Here is a 20,461-nt window from a genome sequence, read left to right on the forward strand (position 1 = left end):
TCAATGTCGTCTTCCCATGATCAACATGACCTATCGTGCCAACGTTTATATGCGGCTTCAATCGCTCAAATTTACTCTTCGCCATGCTATATCCTTATCGCCAATTTTTTTACTTACTTTTATTGATAACTGCTTCAGCTACACTTTTTGGTGCTTCTGAATAATGTTTAAATTCCATGGTATAGGTCGCTCTACCTTGTGTAGCGGAACGTAAAACAGTAGAGTAACCAAACATTTCTGCTAACGGAACTTCTGCTCGTATAATTTTAAAACCCAGCGTATCATCCATACCTTGAATCATACCCCGACGTGACGACAAATCGCCAACCACATTCCCCATAAACTCTGCTGGTGTCTCCACCTCTACAGACATCATTGGCTCCAACAATACTGGACTGGCTTTACGCATACCGTCTTTAAATGCAATTGAAGCGGCCATTTTAAACGCGTTCTCATTTGAATCAACATCATGGTAAGAACCATCAAACAGTGCAATTTTAACATCTACCACTGGATAGCCAGCCAAAACTCCTGCCCCCAAAGTATCCCGCAATCCCTTCTCTACTGCAGGTATGTATTCACGAGGAACCACACCACCTTTAATTTCATCAATAAATTCGAACCCTTTACCGGCCTCATTAGGCTCCATTCTTAGCCAAACATGACCATACTGACCACGCCCACCACTTTGCTTGATAAATTTACCCTCAATCTCTACTTTTTTCTTGATTGCTTCGCGATAAGCTACTTGAGGCGCACCGACATTTGCTTCAACACTAAACTCCCTCCTCATTCGATCTACAATTATCTCGAGGTGCAACTCACCCATCCCAGATATGATGGTTTGACCGGACTCTTCATCAGTACGCACTCGAAATGACGGATCTTCTTGCGCCAAGCGATTTAAGGCAATCCCCATCTTTTCTTGGTCATTCTTAGTTTTCGGCTCTACGGCGACATGAATAACTGGCTCTGGAAAATCCATACGCTCCAATGTTATCACATGCTCCATGCTACACAACGTATCTCCCGTCACAACCTCTTTCAGTCCAACAGCAGCAGCAATGTCACCCGCACGCACCTCTTTTATTTCTTCCCTCTGGTTTGCGTGCATTTGCAATAACCTACCTATTCGCTCCTTGCGACCTTTTACGGAGTTATAAACAGTGTCCCCTGATGTAACTACCCCGGAATATACCCGGAAGAAAATTAACTGCCCAACATATGGATCGGTAGCAATCTTAAATGCCAAACTTGAAAATGGCTCATCGTCGCTCGCATGGCGCTCATCCTTTTCCCCATTTTCCTTAGTTCCTTGAATAGCAGGTATATCTGACGGAGATGGCAAATAATCGACGACCGCATCAAGCATGGCCTGCACTCCCTTATTTTTGAAGGCCGAGCCACATAGCATTGGAACAATCTCGTTACCCAAAGTCCGCGCCCTCAAGCCCTGCTTTATGTCAGATACTGATAGCGCCCCCTGCTCAAGGTATTTATTCATTAACTCTTCCGAGGCCTCTGCCGCCGACTCTATCATTTTCTCTTGCCAGAGCCTCGCCTCATTCATTAAATTTTCCGGAATATCTCGCTCCTCAAACTTCATACCCTGAGAAGCTTCCTCCCAATAAATCGCTTTCATTTTAACTAAATCGACGACACCCTCAAATCTATCTTCTGCGCCAATTGGCAATTGAATTGGCACCGGATGAGCTTTCAACCGCGTCTTTATCTGCTCTAACACACGCATGAAATTTGCACCCGAGCGATCCATTTTATTCACAAAAGCAAGTCGCGGCACTTTATATTTATTAGCCTGCCGCCAAACTGTTTCAGTTTGAGGTTGCACTCCACCCACAGCACAAAACACTGTACACGCACCATCCAACACCCTAAGGGATCTTTCCACCTCAATAGTAAAGTCTACGTGACCAGGTGTGTCGATTATATTTATCCGGTGCTCCGGATAGTTACCTGCCATCCCCTTCCAAAAGCACGTTGTTGCAGCCGAGGTGATTGTTATTCCACGCTCTTGCTCTTGCTCCATCCAATCCATCGTAGCTGCACCATCATGAACCTCCCCCAGTTTATGGGAAACTCCGGTATAAAACAAAACACGCTCCGATGTTGTTGTTTTCCCCGCATCAATATGCGCCATAATTCCTATGTTGCGGTAGCGCTCAATGGGCGTTTTTCTAGACACAATTATTACCTTAAATTTAAACTTTTATTTTGAACCAAATCATCTGATTCATAAAACCCTTCGCCACCCACTCATTCCCCCACTACTTGCGAGAGCAAAAAGTTTTATAGAATCCCATTAAAATCGATAGTGAGAAAATGCTTTATTTGACTCCGCCATGCGATGCACCTCTTCACGCTTTTTAACCGCGCCACCACGACCCTCGGAGGCTTCTATTAGCTCACCGGCAAGACGTATATCCATAGATTTCTCGCTACGTTTACGCGCAGCATCCCGCAACCATCGCATTGCTAACGCACTACGACGCACCGATCTTACCTCGACGGGAACTTGGTAATTAGCCCCTCCAACTCGTCGACTCTTAACCTCGACCACGGGCCGAATATTTGCCATCGCCTGCGTAAATACCTCGACCGGATCTTTTCCAGTTTTTTTCTCGATTTGCTGCATAGCACCATAGATAATGCGCTCTGCCACTGATTTCTTCCCCCCCGTCATCAAAACATTGACAAACTTAGAAACCTCAACATTATGGTATTTCGGATCTGGCAAAATCTCACGTTTTGGTACTTCTCTGCGTCTTGGCATTTACTAACCCCAAACTATCCTAGTTATCTTTAGCTACTTTATATTCGGTATGTTCAAAAACATATAACACTGAAAATCTCTTTATGATGCTTTAGGTTTCTTAGAACCATATTTCGACCGGGCATTCTTACGGTCTTTCACCCCCGCAGTATCCAAGCTTCCACGGACGGTATGGTAACGCACCCCCGGTAAATCCTTAACACGCCCCCCTCGAATCAATACGACCGAGTGCTCTTGCAAATTATGACCCTCACCGCCGATATAGCTTGTGACTTCATATCCATTTGTCAATCTAACCCGCGCAACTTTACGCAGAGCAGAGTTAGGCTTCTTAGGAGTTGTTGTATAAACTCGCGTACAGACCCCTCTCTTTTGCGGACAACTCTCTAGTGCTGGCACTTTGCTTTTTACACGCTTAGCTGTTCGCGGCTTTCTTACTAATTGACTTATGGTTGGCATAATATTTTATTTCTCAATTAAACCTATTTCTTTATTTTTCATCTCGATTTTGAATATTAATTAGATGCATCGCTTTAATCTTTGTTTTTTATCCGAGCTAGCTTTTTCTAAAGCTACCTACCGATTTATCTCTTTTGCTAATACAAACAAAAGATGCGGCTAAAAAGACTGCGGATTTTATGGGTTTTATCTATCCATGTCAAGAAGGGAGGATAAAATTTGCCATATTACTTATTCTATTTGCGACAATTAGGAAATTGCAGCGGAAATTCTATTATTGTTTTTTTAATTGGCTGCATAGCAGCCCGCAAAATATCTTTTTTTCACACTCGAAACCAGCACTATATCGCCTTGCATACTAGCCTGCGCTCTGAACTTCTGGTTTTTTATCAATCTGATGATTTCTTTTGCCAGCTCAACTTCGATACCCGTTTTCACAACCATTTTTTGCCTGACTTTACCCCCACTTACTTTTTTCAATTTGCCGCCTATCTAAACATCTTGCATCAACTCCACGGCCCGTAAATTTACCTACTAAAATCCAATATCCGGTTTAACTTAAACTCATTGTCAGCAGACACATTAAGCTCAAGCCCAGATTACCCCAACGAAGCACCCAACCCCTTGAAATCAAAATGGTTACCCACCTCCTTATTCACCTGATCAGCCGCATTTTTTTGATTTCTTGCTTATCTACTTCCGACACAATATCAAAAGGATGGGACGATAATTTCTGTTCATGCGACCATAATTCATCTTAAATCATTTTTTTCAACTCATCTCTTTCTCACTTTCGCTGCAATTCGCAGTCTTAGCGCATTCAATCTGATAAATCCTGCTGCATCCGCTTGATTATAAGCACCGCGATCATCTTCAAAAGTTGCTATATCGGGATCAAATAGCGAATCAGTTTTAGAATCACGACCAACTATCACTACATTACCTTTATAGAGCTTTACCCGCACCCAACCGTTGACATTTAATTGTGATTCATCAATCATGGCTTGTAACATTCTTCGCTCGGGACTCCACCAATACCCACTATAAATAAGAGTCGCATAACGCGGCATTAGCTCATCTTTCAAATGAGCCACCTCCCGATCTAATGTAATAGACTCAATGGCACGATGAGCGCGCAACATAATTGTGCCCCCCGGTGTTTCATAGCATCCACGTGACTTCATTCCGACATATCTGTTCTCAACCAAATCCAGACGTCCAATGCCATGCTTACCACCCAATTGATTCAGCCTCGCAAGAATTTCCGCAGGTGATAACCTTTCTTGATTCAACGCAACGATATCACCATGCTCAAATTCTAAATCAAGATACTCTGGCTCATCTGGCGCCTTCTCTGGCGATACTGTCCATCGCCACATCGATTCTTCGGGCTCTCTTGCCGGATCTTCCAATAAGCGCCCTTCATAGGAGATGTGCAATAAATTTGCATCCATGCTGTAAGGAGATCCACTTTGCTGCTTCATCTCAACCGGAATTCCATGCCTTTCTGCATACCCCAAGAGCTTCTCCCGAGAAGTAAGATCCCATTCACGCCATGGAGCGATCACATAAATATTAGGCTTCAATGCATAATAACCCAGCTCAAAGCGAACCTGATCATTTCCCTTACCAGTTGCACCGTGAGAAACAGCATCCGCCCCTGTTTCCTGAGCAATTTCAATTTGTCTCTTTGCAATTAGTGGTCTTGCAATACTGGTTCCGAGCAAATATTCGCCTTCATAGATAGTATTTGCACGAAACATTGGAAATACATATTCTCGAACAAACTCTTCACGCAAATCTTCTATAAAAATTTCTTTAACGCCAAGACTACGAGCTTTTATACGTGCAGGCTCAATTTCTTCTCCCTGACCAATATCGGCAGTAAAAGTAACAACTTCACACCGGTAAACATCTTGCAGCCACTTCAATATAACCGAAGTGTCTAATCCACCGGAAAAAGCAAGAACCACCTTTTTAATTTTTTTCATGGTAATAAAACAGAATCCAAACAGATTTATTGAAATATCCGGTTACTTAATTTCCACTTTGCCCAACAACAAATATTCCATTAACGCTTTTTGAGTGTGCAATCGATTTTCCGCCTCCTCCCAGACCACTGACTGCGGACCATCCAATACCTGGGCAGCCACCTCTTCACCACGATGAGCTGGCAAACAGTGCATGAACAAAGCATCCTTCTTCGCATAGGACATCATTTCTTCATCAACACAGAAATCAGCAAAGGCATTTCTTCGGGCCTCCTCCTCAGCCTCAAAGCCCATGCTTGTCCATACGTCAGTTGTTACAAGGTCAGCATTTCTCACAGCATCATGCGGACAAGCAAATTCCTCATAATGGTCGGTACTGTATAACCCCGCACGCTCCGGTTCGACTTCATAGCCCGGGGGCGTTGAAACATGCACATTAAAATCAAATATTTCAGCCGCCTGCAGCCACGTATTACACACGTTATTGGAATCACCGATCCATGCCACTGTCTTACCGGCAATACTTCCTCGGTGCTCTATATAAGTAAAAATATCACCTAAAATTTGACAAGGGTGATATTCATCAGTTAATCCATTGATAACAGGCACACGCGAACTTTCCGCGAAACGTTCGATTATACTGTGCTCGTAAGTGCGAATTATGACGATATCCACCATTCGCGAAATCACATGCGCTGCATCTTCTACAGGCTCACCTCGACCTAATTGCGTATCCCGGGTTGAAAGATAGACAGCGTTACCACCCAACTGATACATTCCCGCCTCAAATGATAATCGCGTACGCGTAGAATTCTTATCAAAAATCATCGCCAAAGTCCGGTCCACCAATGGCCAATATCGTCGATATTGCTTAAACTCATTTTTAATCCAACGCGCCCGCTCGAATAAATGTTCAAGCTCTTTGAGGGTTAAATCGTTAATCCTCAGAAAATGCTTTATTTGCATAAAATCACTGATTTAATTAGACAATCCAGGTCTGTCACGTGCAATTACACTCTCAGGTTGACTTACCAAGAATCTCTCAATAATTTCTGAAGCAGTATCCACAACTTCTTCAGCTTCCGCTTGATTCATTACCAGAGCAGGTAACAATCGCACCACCCTCTCTGAAGTTACATTAATCAATAGCCGATGTTTTAGCGCCTCCTTAACCAATTCACCGCAAGGAACAGGGAGTTCGACACCCAACATAAGCCCTTGACCCCGAATTTGTATCACATCAAGCCATTGAGCAAGTTTTTCCTTAAATCTATCTCGTATCAAACTACCCACCTTAACCGCGTTCTGCATCAAGCAGTCTTTTTCAATCACATTCAAGGTAGTCAGCGCTGCTGTACAAGCAAGTGGATTACCCCCAAAAGTCGATGCGTGATTACCAGGTTTAAACACACCTCCCGCCTCACCTTTTGCAATACAGGCTCCAATAGCTACACCAGAACCCAGACCTTTTGCCAATGTCATCACATCTGGCATGATACCGCTATGCTGGAACGCAAACCATTCTCCTGTGCGACCAATACCACACTGCACCTCATCAAGCATCAGCAGCCAATTATTCTGATCACACAATTGACGCAAACCTTGCAGATAATTGATTTGTGGAAAATTGACCCCTCCTTCACCCTGGTAAGTTTCTACCAGCACCGCTACGACATGCTTATTGTTATCAGCAATTTGAGCAACCGCATTGAGGTCATCGTATGGAACACGCACGAAACCTGCGAGCAATGGCTCAAAGCCAGCCTGGGCTTTACGATTACCCGTTGCAGTCAAAGTCGCCATAGTACGGCCATGGAAAGATCGCTCCATCACTATGATCGTAGGCAATTCGATCCCTTTATTGTGACCATGTAATCTTGCCAGCTTGATAGCAGCTTCATTTGCTTCTGCGCCCGAATTACAAAAAAATACTCTGTCCATTCCAGACAAAGCAGCCAATCTCCCTGCCAGCATCTCTTGTTTTTCGATATGATAGAGATTTGAAGTATGTATTAGCATACCCGCCTGTTCACACAGCGCTTTGGTCAGTTCAGGATGACTGTGCCCAAGGCCACATACGGCAATTCCGGAGAGAGCATCAAGATAACAATCACCGCGATCATCCCATAACCAGACCCCTTCTCCTCTGACAAAGGTTACCGGAAGCCGCAAATAAGTACTCATCAAGTTTGACACAGTGCTACACTCGCATTTTAAGTTTGAAGAAATAGAAAACAATACGGCGGCATTTGCCGCCGTAACCCATATCTTATATTAAATCTATATTTACTTATCTATATTTACTTATTTAGTAAGCTTTTTCAAGACCTTTTTTGTTTTGTGTTATTTTTTTAAACACAAAGCTATTTTATGATTGGATTAAAGCATCTTATCTGCTCGAAAGCATAAATTGATATATTCTGTCATCAAAATCTCCTTAGTCCCTCAGCGCTTTTAAGAGACTAGGTCTTACGATGAAATAAACAGAAATGGCATGTTAGAATATAAAATTAATGCTCTAGCGGTCTCATCAAGAAATAGCCATATCAAACTTTTCAGCTCAATTCAAATAAAATGAATATAACGAGCTGAATTCCGAACTCGATAAAATCTAACAAAATGAATCAATTCGCAAAGGAAACCTTAGCTATCAGTCTTGAAGAGGAGATGCGGCGCTCCTATCTGGACTATGCAATGAGCGTGATTGTTGGGCGTGCGCTACCCGATGTGCGGGACGGCCTAAAACCAGTACACCGGCGTGTACTGTATGCCATGTATGAACTCTCAAATGACTGGAATCGTCCCTATAAAAAATCAGCGCGTATCGTTGGCGATGTCATTGGTAAATATCATCCACATGGCGATACCGCCGTATATGACACGATTGTCCGAATGGCTCAGAATTTCTCATTACGCTACATGCTGGTGGATGGACAAGGTAATTTTGGCTCGGTTGATGGTGATAATGCCGCAGCCATGCGTTATACCGAAATTAGAATGTCGCGCATCGCGCATGAATTACTCGTCGATCTCGACAAAAATACTGTTGATTTTGGACCTAACTATGATGGCTCAGAGCAAGAACCACTCATCTTTCCAGCTAAGATCCCTAACTTGCTCATCAATGGTTCTTCCGGAATTGCAGTGGGTATGGCAACCAATATTCCACCTCACAACCTTAATGAAGTAATCGATGCCAGTCTTGTGTTGCTTTACAGCCCAGAAGTCAGTATAGATGAGTTAATTGAGCATATCCAAGCGCCTGATTTCCCTACAGCTGGTATTATCTATGGTACAGCGGGCATACGAGATGGCTATCATACTGGGCGAGGTCGGGTAATCATGCGGGCACGCACGCATTTTGAGGACATCGATAAAGGTAATCGCCAAAGCATCATCATAGATGAGTTACCCTATCAGGTTAATAAAGCCAATTTACTGATACGTATTGGTGAACTGGTACGTGATAAGCGGATCGAAGGTATTTCTGATTTGCGAGACGAATCAGATAAATCGGGTATGCGTGTAGTTATTGAGCTAAAGCGCGGCGAGATTCCTGAAGTAGTCCTAAACAATCTGTACAAAGAAACGCAGATGCAAGATACCTTCGGGATGAACATGGTAGCCCTGATAGATGGTCAGCCTCGCCTACTCAACCTAAAACAAATGCTGGAAGCATTTCTGCGTCATCGGCGTGAGGTAGTAACACGCCGTACTGCCTTTGAATTGAAGAAAGCACGTGAACGCGGACACTTGCTCGAAGGTTTAGCTGTAGCACTATCCAATGTGGATGAAATCATCGCTCTAATCAAAGCCGCGCCTACCCCTGCCGATGCTAAAAGAGCACTCATGTCCAGAACTTGGCACTCCCAACTGGTAGAAGAAATGCTGACGCGCGCGGCTATTGATGCAAAAGCTTTTCGCCCAGATGGGTTAACCACTGAATTTGGTTTATTTGATCAAGGATACCGCCTATCCGATACACAAGCTCAGGCGATTCTGGATCTTCGCCTTCAGCGACTTACCGGGCTGGAACAGGATAAAATTATTGACGAATATAGAGAAATCATCGATAAAATTATTGACCTCCTTGAAATTCTCGGTAATCCGGAGCGGATTACTACCATTATTGCTGAAGAACTCAACGCTATAAAGCAGCAATTTGGCGATAAGCGTCGCAGTGAAATCGTTATTAATACCCAAGATTTAAATACAGAAGATTTGATCACTCCGGCCGATGTAGTCATTACATTATCGCATGCAGGTTATATCAAGTCTCAGCTGATGGATGAGTATCGCGCTCAAAAACGTGGTGGACGTGGGAAACTGGCCATCACTACAAAAGAAGACGATTTCATTGACAATATGTTCATTGCCAATACGCACGATTACATTCTATGTTTTTCCAGTCTAGGACGCGTATATTGGATCAAGGTTTATAATGTACCTCAAGGTAGCCGCTCTTCACGAGGGAAGCCCATGAACAATCTAGTGCAACTGGAAAAAGATGAAAAAATCAATGCGGTATTACCCGTAAAAACATTCGACAACAATCGTTATATTTTTATGGCGACTGCTTTCGGTACTGTTAAAAAAACACCGCTATCCGAATTCTCACGGCCGCGCAATAATGGAATCATTGCAATTGGTCTTGATGAAGGTGATTATCTAGTAGGCGTTGCACTCACAGAAGGAAAGCATGATGTCATGCTGTTTTCTGATAACGGTAAAGCCATGCGCTTCGATGAAAATGATGTCCGACCGATGGGCCGCATCGCACGCGGCGTACGCGGTATGAAACTCGGTGCTGGCCAAAAAGTTATTTCACTGCTCGTCGCCGAAAACGAGGAACTCACTGTTTTGACAGCCACCGAAAATGGATACGGCAAACGCACGTCGATCAGTGAATATACTCGCCATAGCCGTGGCACACAGGGCATGATTGCAATCAATACTAGTATACGTAATGGCAAAGTGGTAGCAGCACAACTTGTCAAACCAGATGATGAGATCATGCTGATCACAACAGGTGGTGTATTGATCCGAACCCGTGTCAATGAAATTCGTGAAATGGGCCGCGCCACTCAGGGGGTTACTCTGATTAACCTAGATCAGGGTGAAAAACTTGCTGGACTGGAACGAGTGATTGAAACGGATGAAACTTAAAATCAATCTTTTACAACTGGAATACAGCAAGATTCAATTGAAATAAGTCAGGAATTTTCTTATGAACATAGTTTATAATTTCAGCGCAGGTCCGGCTGTACTGCCAAAAGAGGTTCTCCAGCAAGCTCGTGACGAAATGCTGGATTGGCATGGCAGCGGCATGTCAGTCATGGAAATGAGCCATCGCGGTGAAGAATTCATGTCCATTGCCGCCAAAACCGAAAGTGATTTACGCGAATTAGCAAATATTCCTGATCACTATAAAATACTCTTTCTCCAGGGCGGCGCCGCAAGCCAATTTGCCATGGTGCCGATGAACCTTCTGCATGAAAAAAAGAGAGCCGATTACATCAATACAGGTCAATGGTCACAAAAAGCTATCGATGAAGCGAAAAATTATTGTACGGTTAATATCGCTGCTTCATCAGAAGACGCTCATTTCACCTACGCTCCTGCACTCGATAAATGGAGAGTCGCCCCTGATACCGCGTATATTCATTACACAACCAACGAGACCATTGGCGGCGTGGAATTTAACTGGGTTCCCGATATCACTCAAGTGAAAGGTGGAAAAGCTGACATTCCACTGGTAGCCGACATGTCTTCCAACATTTTGTCTCGCCCACTGGATGTCACACCATTCGGACTTATTTATGCAGGTGCACAAAAAAATATTGGTCCGGCAGGGCTTGTACTCGTTATTGTACGCGAGGATTTACTGGGCAAGCCGATAACGGGTACGCCGACCATGTACAATTACAAAATCCATGCGGATTACGACTCCATGTATAACACACCGCCCACCTACGCAATTTACATCATGGGTCTTGTGCTAGACTGGCTAAAACAAAAAGGTGGACTGGCGGCAATGGAAACGATCAATATCTCCAAATCTAAGCTGCTTTATGATTTAATCGATTCCAGCGATTTCTATCAATGTCCGGTTGCCCGACCTGATCGGTCACGCATGAATATTCCGTTTACACTGAAAAATTCGGCGCTAGATAGTGAATTTCTAAAGCAAGCAAAAGCACGTGGGTTACTCCAGTTAAAAGGTCATCGTTCTGTGGGCGGAATGCGAGCCTCCATCTATAATGCTATGCCCTATGAAGGCGTTGTAGCCTTGGTTTCTTTCATGAAAGAGTTTGAGAAGATCTATGCCTGACCATACTCAAAGAATTTTTAATATCCTCACACTTAATAATATTTCGTCAATTGGATTGAAGCGATTTCCTTCTGATCATTACTATGTCAGCAGTGAATTATCTAATCCAGATGCTATTTTGGTACGATCGCACAATATGCTGGATATGAACATACCCGGAAGCGTCATTGCAATCGGGCGCGCAGGTGCTGGCACAAATAATATCCCGATTAACGAAATGAGTCTACGTGGCGTTCCAGTATTTAATACACCTGGCGCCAATGCGAATGCCGTCAAAGAACTGGTATTGGCAGGCATGTTAATAGCATCACGTAATCTGATTCCTGCATTTCGCTTTGTTGAAAGCTTGCACGGCGACGATCAGGCCCTGCACAAGCAAGTAGAAGATCACAAAAAGAAATTCTTGGGGATGGAATTGCCCAAACGGACGCTCGGCATTATTGGCTTAGGTAAAATTGGAAGGCTCGTGGCCGATGCTGCCATTAAGCTTGGGATGAAAGTATTAGGATATGATCCTAAAATTACTGTCGACTCTGCTTGGAGCCTGTCTTCAGAGGTACAAAAAGCTCAGAGCATCGAAGATCTGTTACGCCACAGTGATTTTATTTCCTTGCACGTCCCTCTGATGGATTCTACTTATCATCTCATCAATGATGAAGTGATACAATTTTTGAAGCGAAATACGATACTCCTTAATTTCTCCAGAGATACCATCGTTGACGAAGATGCAGTTCTCACTGGAATCAAGAATGGTAAAATTAAATATTATGTATGTGATTTCCCAAGTCAAAAATTACAGCATCATGAATCAGTAATTGCCCTGCCTCACCTGGGAGCATCCACTCAGGAAGCAGAAGAAAACTGCGCGATAATGGTCGTTGATCAAATGATGAATTATTTGCAACACGGCAATATCATCAATACAGTCAATTTTCCGAATATTGTTATGGAACGAGGGTCACACTATCGGATTGCAGTAGCCAACGCCAATGTTCCCAATCTTTTGGGTCAAATATCAACATGTATGGCAAAAGCTGGGCTGAATATACACAATATGACCAACAAATCGCGTGGTGAAATGGCCTACACCCTGGTAGATATAGATAGTCCAGTACCAGAATATGTGATTGGTGACCTTTCCAAAATCACGGGCGTTCTACTGGTACGCTATTTGCCCATTCCGACAGAAACTTCAGATTAATATTTATTTCCCATGACTGAACAGCTCAAACAGCTGCGAGATAAAATCGATTCGATTGATAACGAATTACTCAAACTCATCAACACACGTGCTGAGTTAGCACAACAAATTGGTCTCCAGAAGAATGGTGTAACCTACCGTCCTGAGCGTGAATCTCAGGTATTAACACGTCTGCAACAATTAAATCCAGGGCCACTCACCAACGAGCGTATCATACAATTGTTTACAGAAATCATATCGGCCTGCCGAGCAATGGAAGAACCATTAACCGTTGCTTATCTTGGTCCTCAGGGAACTTTTTCTGAAGAAGCTGTAACCAAACGCTTTGGCAGCACGGTGGCAACTCTAGCCTGCCAATCTATTGATGATGTCTTTCGTAAGGTAGAGTCGGGCACTGTCAGTTATGGTGTCGTACCTGTTGAAAACTCCACAGAAGGTGCCGTCGGCAGAACCATGGATTTGTTGTTACAAACTTCATTAACCGTATGCGGCGAAATCGAATTACCTGTCCATCAGCATTTGATGGCACAACAGACGGATCTAACAACTATTCAGAAAATTTACTCTCATCCTCAATCGTTTGCGCAATGTCTCGGATGGTTGAACAAGCATTTACCTAATTTGCAGGATATATCACGCATCGATACAGCAAGCAATGCCGACGCAGCTCGATTAGCGGCAGCAGACAAGAATGCCGCAGCCATTGCAGGGAAAAAAGCTGCTGACGTATTTGGGCTCACTATCTGCGCCAAGAATATTGAAGATGATCCGAACAATACCACCCGATTTCTAGTTATCGGAACACAGCAAGTTTCTTCCTCTGGCAGAGATAAAACCTCAATCATCATGTCGACAAGTAATCGGCCTGGTTCCATTTATGAACTATTGGCCCCCTTTGCCCGCTACCAAGTTGGTATGAGCCGGCTAGAATCCCGTCCTTCCCGTAAAGAGCTTTGGGAATATGTATTTTTTATCGATATTGAAGGCCATCTAGAAAATGAGAATGTTGCAAAAGCACTTGAAGAAATCCGTAACAAAGCAACTTTTCTTAAAATACTGGGCTCATATCCCGCTGCACAGTAATATGCTCCGTTGCTGACCTTAGTAATTTCTTTATTTCAGTTTTATTTTTTAAGTTTTAGCATCCTGACTTTATGAAACTTTGTGAACTTGCACCAGAATATATCCGCGCTATACAGCCTTATCAGCCAGGCAAACCCATTTCAGAGCTGGTGCGGGAGCTTGGTCTGGAGAAATACGGTGTTATCAAGCTTGCATCCAATGAGAATCCACTTGGAACAAGCCCATTGGCTATGGAAGCAATGACCAGCGCGCTTCAAGAAATTGCTCGTTACCCTGATGGAAGTGGCTTTGAACTAAAAAATGCATTATCGAAGCACTATGGCGTAAACGTTGATCAGATTGTGTTGGGAAATGGTTCAAATGATGTACTGGAACTCGCTGCCTGTATATTCCTGAAACCGGGCGCTTCGGCTGTTTATTCGCAGCACGCTTTCGCTATTTACCCCCTGCTGGCGCAGGCATTAGGTGCACACGGTATCTCCGTACCTGCCAGGCTTTATGGTCATGATCTGGTTGCCATGCTTAATGCCATCACACCGGAAACGCGCATCATATTTATCGCCAATCCCAATAATCCCACTGGGACACTCTGCGATGCCGATGATCTATTACGTTTTCTTGAGCGGGTTTCGCCGGACGTTTTGGTTATTCTGGATGAAGCCTACGATGAATATCTGCCTGAAGCTAATAAAGCCAATAGTATTTCTTGGCTGAGAAAATTTCCCAATCTGTTAATTACACGCACCTTTTCAAAAGCATACGGCCTTGCAGGTATTCGTGTCGGATTTGCGCTGACTCATCCTGATTTAGCTGATTTAATGAATCGCATCCGGCAGCCGTTCAATGTCAATAGTATTGCATTGGTAGGTGCGCATGCTGCGTTACAGGATATCGAATTTGTCAAGCGCTCCTATACGATCAATCGAGCAGGAATGCTGCAAATAACCAATGGTCTTCGTCAATTGGGTGTGGAATATATTCCTTCTTACGGAAATTTCATCAGCTTCCGCGTCAGAGGCGATATCACCAATACAATGCAAACCTACCAGAACCTGCTTCAGCAAGGCGTTATCGTACGTCCACTGGGTGTTTATGAAATGCCCCATCATTTAAGGGTTACCATCGGACTGGAATCTGAAAACCAAAAATTCCTGGAGGCATTGGAACAAGTATTGAGAACATCTTCCTGAACATCAATATCTTGGCATCGCGAAATTTATATCATCCATCCCAAGGCATGCAGATATGACATCTCCCCCCCTACATAAGCTAGTTGTCATCGGTGTCGGTTTGATTGGGGGCTCTTTTGCGTTGGCACTGCGTAACGCAGGGATGGTCAAGCATATCGTTGGTGTGGGACGTAGCCAAGAAAATATGCAGCGTGCTCTTGAACTGGGCATTATCGATGAAATAGCGAGTAATTTTGCATCTGCATTAAAAGGCGCAGATTTTGTCCTCCTCGCCATGCCCGTCGGCCAAATCAGTAACATCATGGTGCAAATCGCTCCCTGCCTGACACCGGGAACGATCGTTTCTGATGTGGGAAGTACCAAACAAGATGTAATAATTGCTGCCCGTACTCATCTTGTTCAGCACCTCGCTCACTTTATTCCCTGCCACCCCATTGCCGGAACCGAACTCAGCGGTGCCGAAGCCGCTAGCACCCATTTGTTCCGTGACAAGCACCTGATCATCACTCCTCTGGCAGAAAATAATGATCAAGCAATCAGCCTAGTGACAACCCTCTGGCAACATTGCGGCACAAAAGTCTCTTGCATGCCTGCCGATCAGCACGACCGGATACTTGCCACCATCAGCCATCTACCACACATCTTGGCATTTACGCTCATGAATCATGTTCGAGCCAGCATTGAAGACAAACCTGAAGAGATATTGCGTTTTGCGGGCGGCAGTTTTCGTGATTGCACTCGCATTGCAAGTAGTTCTCCGGAAATGTGGCGTGATATCTGCCTCGCTAACCGAGAAACATTACTCAAACAGATTGATACTTATCAGAAGGAGCTAACCGGTCTGCGCACTACTCTGGCAAATAATAATGGGGAAGCACTCAAGAAAGCATTTGCTAATGCCCGCGAGACGCGGCAACAATGGTTAAAGAACGATTAGATTCTCACAAGCAGTCCCAACTTATAGAGTACTTTCTTGCTAGCTTACGCTGTGTATATGAGAAAAGAAGCAAGTAGCGTGATCGAACTTCCTGTTGAATAAGTAGTCTTTTAATTGTTCATTAATCTTAATCTAAGAATAAAAAACCATTATGCACCGATACCTGGTTACTTTTACCGCTCTTGTCATATCCCTTATATTGTTTAAGGAAGTTAACGCCCAGCAACCCAACGCAGAATTACCTGCTGATTTAACTAAAATCACAACAGTTGAAGGTATCTCTGAATATCAGCTTGCCAATGGATTGCGCATATTGCTTGCTCCGGATAATTCACTCGACTCGATTACGGTCAACGTCGTTTATCTCGTTGGTTCACGTGATGAAGGTTATGGCGAAGCAGGCATGGCGCATCTGCTCGAGCATCTTTTATTCAAAGGAACAGAGCAATTTTCTGACATCAAAAACGAATTTACCAAGCGTGGCGCCCGCTGGAACGGTACCACATCCTATGATCGTACCAATTACTTTGAAACCTTTACCGCCAGCGCGGACAATCTTGACTGGGCGCTCAACCTGGAGGCTGATCGCATGGTCAATTCACGTGTTGCAAAATCGGATCTTGATAGCGAAATGACCGTAGTGCGCAACGAATTCGAAGCCGGTGAAAACAGTCCTTTTAGCGTACTCGCTGACCGCATGACCTCGACGGCCTATGCCTGGCATAATTATGGCCGCTCCATCATCGGTTCACGCTCAGATATCGAGAATGTACCGATTGAACGATTACAGGCTTTCTATCGCCACTATTATCAACCTGATAACGCTGTACTTGTCATTGCCGGCAAATTCGAGGAGGTTGATGCGCTGCAAATGGTAGCGCGTCATTTTGGCTCTATTCCACGCCCGACGCGCAAGCTGCAAAAAACCTATACGGTCGAGCCAACGCAAGATGGTGAACGTATGGTTAAGCTGCGCCGCGTAGGTGATACTCAGATTGCCGCCACACTTTACCATATTCCTTCTGGCGCACATCCAGAATACGCTGCGATTGATCTGCTGGTGACCATCCTCAAACAAGTTCCCGGCGGTCGACTCCACAAAGCACTGGTAGAGTCTAAATACGCAACCACCGTTCTAGGTTTTGATCGCCAATTACGCGAAGCAGGTTACGCTTTCTTCGGCGCAAATTTACGACCTGATATGCCGCTGGATACTGCGCGCGACACACTGATCAATACCGTTGAATCGCTCACTGCCCACCCGATTACTGCCGAAGAACTTGAACGTGCCCGTACACGCCTGCTAAACAAGATTGAGCAAATACTCGCTGATACGCGCGCACTCTCCACCACGCTCACTGAATACATTGCCATGGGCGATTGGCGATTGTTGTTCCTGCATCGCGATCGTCTCAAGCAAACGACCCTCGATGAAGTACAGCGTGCTGCTAATACCTATTTCAAATCAAGCAACCGTACACTGGGTTTATTCATTCCCGCTTCGACGACTGATCGTGCCGAGATACCGGCAGTTCCAGATGTAGCCCTCATGCTCAAGAACTATCGTGGTGACCCCAGCATAAGCGCGGGAGAAGCATTTGATCCCACACCCACTAACATTGAGGGAAGAATCATTCGTGCTACATTACCTGGCGGCATGAAGCTTGCCATGCTACCCAAGAAAACCCGTGGTAATACGGTCGTGGCATCACTTGTACTCCATTGGGGCGACGAGAAAAGCATGCAAAACCGGGCTACAGCATGCGATATGACAAGCGCCATGTTGATGCGCGGCACGAAACAGCATACGCGTGAAGCATTACGCGATGCATTCGACAGCCTCAAAGCACAGATCAGTGTGAATATCGAAGGCGTATCCATCGAAACAGTCCGCACCAATCTTCCTGATACACTTAGGCTGGTTGCTGAAGTACTGCGCGAACCCACTTTTCCTGAGAATGAATTTGAACAGCTAAAGCTCGCCATGCTGTCATCGATCGAAAGCAAGCGCAGTGAGCCTGACTCACAGGCAAGCTTGCTCATGGAACGTCATCTCGCTCCTTATCCTACCTCACACTGGCATTACACACCGACGCTAGAAGAGCGTATCGAGCGCCTTAATGCGCTGACACTTGACGAAGTAAAGCAATGCCATAGGGAGCTATTTGGCGCTTCAGACAGTGAATTTTCTATCGTGGGTGATTTTGAACCGGAAGAAACTAGCCAGCTCATGCAACAGCTTTTTGATGACTGGAAAAGTCCGCGCCCCTACCAGCGCATCCCTATGTCTTATCAAGACGTCACCTCCATCAATCGTAACCTTGAAACACCCGATAAAGCCAATGCCGTATTTCAAGCTGGCATGAACCTCAAATTGCGTGATGATAATCCTGATTATCCAGCTCTGATCGTAGGCAATTATCTTCTTGGGGGTTCGGCCGACTCAAGATTATGGCGACGCATCCGCGAACAAGAAGGCTTATCCTACAGTGTCGCCTCGACCCTCTCAGCCAGTGCTTTCGATGAACACGGCGAATTCAACATATACGCCATCTATGCGCCGGAAAACCGGGCACGTGTTGAGTCTGCCGTGAAAGAAGAATTGCAACGCGTGATGAAAGAGGGTTTCACTGCGGAAGAAGTTAAAGCAGCCAAAACAGGTTATTTGCAAGCACGGCGCGTCGCACGCAGTCAGGATAAGGTACTTGCTGAACGCTTGGTCAATTATCTATCACGCGAACGCACCATGCAGTGGGATATCGAGTTTGAAAGCAGAATTGCAGCGCTCACACCTGAATCGATCCTTGCGGCATTGCGTAAGCACCTCGATTTCAACAAGCTGACGATTGTCAAGGCTGGCGACTTCGCCAAGGTCATCGCCGATACGACTCCAGAGTAATCTGAAACAATCCAAATAGCCGCCATACGATGATAGCGAGGACACACACACGTTCACAGTCTGTAAAAAGATGCTGTACTCCGATTACAGCGCTGTGCGGCGCCCGCTCCTCGCTATCCTATCCGATGAAAGCTCCGAGACCTTTGCAAAACTCGTAATTTCTGAAGAAACCCTACAAATCCTGATTTTTGGCCGATGATCAAGTGATATTTCTGTAGCTTCTTCGCAAAAAGATCTGGAAGGGATCAAGCTAAAGCATTTCATCGGCTCAGAAGATGTATTTTTTCCTGAGAGAACCGCGGTATTAGGTGATCGACATACAACTTTGGCAACCTTTTCAGGTTATACGCCATGGCTTGTAGCATATAGCATATGCCAGGCATGTGCTTTGGCTAATCCCCGGTAACGCAGAACTTTACTGCCGAAGATACGCTCTACGACATAACGGACGAATGATCGGAAACATCATCTTCCAGATTCAAACCCAAAAACCGCATCACATGCAAATTCACGTTAGCCATGTCTTCAACCGCTTCATCGCTCTGGGTCCACCATGCCAAATACCAACCCAAAGCATTTTGAACAGCAGCAGACCTGGATAGGCAAGGTGTCCTGTGGCGTCAGATGCGGGCCGCGCGTAATACGGCGCAATTTGTTTGCTCTATCGGCGACCAATCAATCAGGTGATCAATTTAATTGAGAAAATTTCCTTTTCGCGTGCGGCGGGTGACATCAAAACCTGAGAAGTTTATGTTATAAGCGTAATGAACTAATTAAAAACAATATTATACCAATCTCCAATCATCACCAGACCTCTACCGCGCAAAGGTCTCGATCCAGGGAAAGAAGCTGTGCCCCATGCAATATGATCAATTATGCGGCGCAGTTTTCTGCCGATTCGAGTCTGCCTAGGTAATAGGTATCCTGGGTTCTGGCTCGCTCGCCGCAAAATCGAGTTCTACCTTCGCACCATCTGGGTCATGACAAAAAAGCTGCCATGTTTGCTGGTCCACCAGTCGATGCAGTTTGAATGCGATGCCATGCTGGCTTAGCGTATCTATGACTGACTGGAGATTAGATCCAGTAAACGCCATATGATCAATGACGCCCTGTACGTCTGCTGGCAATGGCCTTCCTGCGATGATATGCAAAATAGCCTGCTCGCCTGAATAAAGCCAGGCGCCAGGAAAAGTGAAGGATGGGCGATAGCCTTCTGTCAGCCCAAGCACATCAATATAAAAAGTCTTGCACTTTTCCAGATCGCTGGTCAGCACTGTAAAATGGTTCATACCATCGATTGCCATGCTGATCTCTCACAGTCCATCAATTTACTTTTTTTCATATAGTCTAAGTGAATCCGTGCCTTAAGCACATTTTTCTCGAAATGCGTTAAAACCCGCGCTAACTTATAAATCGGTTAATGGATTATCTGATCTAGGCCAAAACAAAATTCCATTGATCAACCCTCCCCCATGTTGAATATATGGCAAAGCGGCGCGGCGCAACGTAACATGACAGAAAAAAGCACGATTTAACATCGAGGTATTCACAAAATGCCGCACTAGCTTCCAGATTGAAA

The 20,461-nt window shown here is 44.8% G+C and carries 16 protein-coding genes and 1 pseudogene; 7 read left to right on the top strand and 10 right to left on the bottom strand.

Going from position 1 to position 20,461, the window contains the following annotated elements:
* From BLW34_RS10930 to BLW34_RS10965, 8 genes and pseudogenes are all read right to left on the bottom strand, one after another.
* Positions 1-85, bottom strand: an 85-nt coding sequence (locus BLW34_RS10930) for a GTP-binding protein (RefSeq protein ID WP_090579408.1), incomplete at its 3' end; no start/stop codon positions are given.
* A 24-nt stretch (positions 86-109) separates the two neighbouring features.
* Positions 110-2,203, bottom strand: a complete 2,094-nt coding sequence (fusA, locus tag BLW34_RS10935; protein ID WP_090579411.1) for an elongation factor G — start codon at positions 2,201-2,203, stop codon at positions 110-112.
* 117 nt (positions 2,204-2,320) lie between these two features.
* Positions 2,321-2,791, bottom strand: a complete 471-nt coding sequence (gene rpsG / locus BLW34_RS10940; RefSeq protein ID WP_090543727.1) for a 30S ribosomal protein S7 — start codon at positions 2,789-2,791, stop codon at positions 2,321-2,323.
* Positions 2,792-2,872: 81 nt separating this feature from the next.
* Entirely contained in the window at positions 2,873-3,250 is a 378-nt protein-coding gene (gene rpsL, locus BLW34_RS10945) for a 30S ribosomal protein S12 (RefSeq protein WP_090543729.1), read from the bottom strand.
* A gap of 236 nt (positions 3,251-3,486) precedes the next feature.
* Positions 3,487-3,959: pseudogene (locus BLW34_RS10950) on the bottom strand (YajQ family cyclic di-GMP-binding protein).
* Between the two features lie 67 nt (positions 3,960-4,026).
* Positions 4,027-5,241, bottom strand: coding sequence for an argininosuccinate synthase (locus tag BLW34_RS10955; RefSeq protein WP_090579417.1), 1,215 nt, complete (start codon positions 5,239-5,241; stop codon positions 4,027-4,029).
* 42 nt (positions 5,242-5,283) lie between these two features.
* On the bottom strand, positions 5,284-6,207 hold the full coding sequence (gene argF / locus BLW34_RS10960) for an ornithine carbamoyltransferase (protein WP_090579420.1): 924 nt from the start codon (positions 6,205-6,207) through the stop codon (positions 5,284-5,286).
* 12 nt (positions 6,208-6,219) lie between these two features.
* Positions 6,220-7,425, bottom strand: a complete 1,206-nt coding sequence (locus BLW34_RS10965; protein WP_090579423.1) for an aspartate aminotransferase family protein — start codon at positions 7,423-7,425, stop codon at positions 6,220-6,222.
* Positions 7,426-7,860: 435 nt separating this feature from the next.
* Here BLW34_RS10965 and gyrA point away from each other — a divergent pair, with 435 nt between their 5' ends.
* The 7 genes from gyrA (at position 7,861) to BLW34_RS11000 (ending at position 18,882) form a co-directional block, all read left to right on the top strand.
* Entirely contained in the window at positions 7,861-10,407 is a 2,547-nt protein-coding gene (gene gyrA / locus BLW34_RS10970; protein WP_090579426.1) for a DNA gyrase subunit A, read from the top strand.
* Positions 10,408-10,468: 61 nt separating this feature from the next.
* A complete protein-coding gene (gene serC / locus BLW34_RS10975) occupies positions 10,469-11,572 on the top strand; it encodes a 3-phosphoserine/phosphohydroxythreonine transaminase (protein WP_090579428.1) in 1,104 nt (367 codons plus the stop codon).
* Positions 11,565-12,773 carry a phosphoglycerate dehydrogenase gene (locus BLW34_RS10980; protein ID WP_090579431.1) on the top strand — a complete coding sequence of 403 codons (1,209 nt, stop codon included), beginning with the start codon at positions 11,565-11,567 and terminating at the stop codon, positions 12,771-12,773. Before serC ends, BLW34_RS10980 begins: the two co-directional genes overlap by 8 nt.
* Before the next feature lie 12 nt (positions 12,774-12,785).
* The gene (gene pheA / locus BLW34_RS10985) at positions 12,786-13,856 is read left to right on the top strand and encodes a prephenate dehydratase (RefSeq protein WP_090579433.1); all 1,071 of its coding nucleotides are present in this window, start codon (positions 12,786-12,788) and stop codon (positions 13,854-13,856) included.
* Between the two features lie 71 nt (positions 13,857-13,927).
* Positions 13,928-15,046, top strand: a complete 1,119-nt coding sequence (hisC, locus tag BLW34_RS10990; RefSeq protein WP_090579436.1) for a histidinol-phosphate transaminase — start codon at positions 13,928-13,930, stop codon at positions 15,044-15,046.
* 55 nt (positions 15,047-15,101) lie between these two features.
* The gene (locus BLW34_RS10995; protein WP_090579439.1) at positions 15,102-15,983 is read left to right on the top strand and encodes a prephenate dehydrogenase; all 882 of its coding nucleotides are present in this window, start codon (positions 15,102-15,104) and stop codon (positions 15,981-15,983) included.
* Positions 15,984-16,134: 151 nt separating this feature from the next.
* Positions 16,135-18,882, top strand: a complete 2,748-nt coding sequence (locus BLW34_RS11000) for a M16 family metallopeptidase (RefSeq protein ID WP_090579442.1) — start codon at positions 16,135-16,137, stop codon at positions 18,880-18,882.
* Between the two features lie 434 nt (positions 18,883-19,316).
* On the opposite strand, the gene BLW34_RS17430 is transcribed toward BLW34_RS11000, so the two are convergent.
* Positions 19,317-19,454, bottom strand: a complete 138-nt coding sequence (locus BLW34_RS17430) for a transposase (RefSeq protein ID WP_090579445.1) — start codon at positions 19,452-19,454, stop codon at positions 19,317-19,319.
* Between the two features lie 336 nt (positions 19,455-19,790).
* Complete coding sequence (locus tag BLW34_RS11010) at positions 19,791-20,186, bottom strand: VOC family protein (protein WP_090579448.1); 396 nt, start codon at positions 20,184-20,186, stop codon at positions 19,791-19,793.
* Positions 20,187-20,461 lie beyond the last annotated feature (275 nt).

Origin of the sequence: Nitrosomonas sp. Nm58, from assembly GCF_900107335.1 — a bacterium.
Taxonomy (GTDB): Bacteria; Pseudomonadota; Gammaproteobacteria; order Burkholderiales; family Nitrosomonadaceae; genus Nitrosomonas.

Bases quoted from the DNA above. Each gene is read 5' to 3' on its own strand.
- rpsG (WP_090543727.1), bottom strand. From the start codon at position 2,791: ATGCCAAGACGCAGAGAAGTACCAAAACGTGAGATTTTGCCAGATCCG.
- rpsL (WP_090543729.1), bottom strand. From the start codon at position 3,250: ATGCCAACCATAAGTCAATTAGTAAGAAAGCCGCGAACAGCTAAGCGT.
- BLW34_RS10955 (WP_090579417.1), bottom strand. From the start codon at position 5,241: ATGAAAAAAATTAAAAAGGTGGTTCTTGCTTTTTCCGGTGGATTAGAC.
- argF (WP_090579420.1), bottom strand. From the start codon at position 6,207: ATGCAAATAAAGCATTTTCTGAGGATTAACGATTTAACCCTCAAAGAG.
- BLW34_RS10965 (WP_090579423.1), bottom strand. From the start codon at position 7,425: ATGAGTACTTATTTGCGGCTTCCGGTAACCTTTGTCAGAGGAGAAGGG.
- gyrA (WP_090579426.1), top strand. From the start codon at position 7,861: ATGAATCAATTCGCAAAGGAAACCTTAGCTATCAGTCTTGAAGAGGAG.
- serC (WP_090579428.1), top strand. From the start codon at position 10,469: ATGAACATAGTTTATAATTTCAGCGCAGGTCCGGCTGTACTGCCAAAA.
- BLW34_RS10980 (WP_090579431.1), top strand. From the start codon at position 11,565: ATGCCTGACCATACTCAAAGAATTTTTAATATCCTCACACTTAATAAT.
- pheA (WP_090579433.1), top strand. From the start codon at position 12,786: ATGACTGAACAGCTCAAACAGCTGCGAGATAAAATCGATTCGATTGAT.
- hisC (WP_090579436.1), top strand. From the start codon at position 13,928: ATGAAACTTTGTGAACTTGCACCAGAATATATCCGCGCTATACAGCCT.
- BLW34_RS10995 (WP_090579439.1), top strand. From the start codon at position 15,102: ATGACATCTCCCCCCCTACATAAGCTAGTTGTCATCGGTGTCGGTTTG.
- BLW34_RS11000 (WP_090579442.1), top strand. From the start codon at position 16,135: ATGCACCGATACCTGGTTACTTTTACCGCTCTTGTCATATCCCTTATA.
- BLW34_RS11010 (WP_090579448.1), bottom strand. From the start codon at position 20,186: ATGGCAATCGATGGTATGAACCATTTTACAGTGCTGACCAGCGATCTG.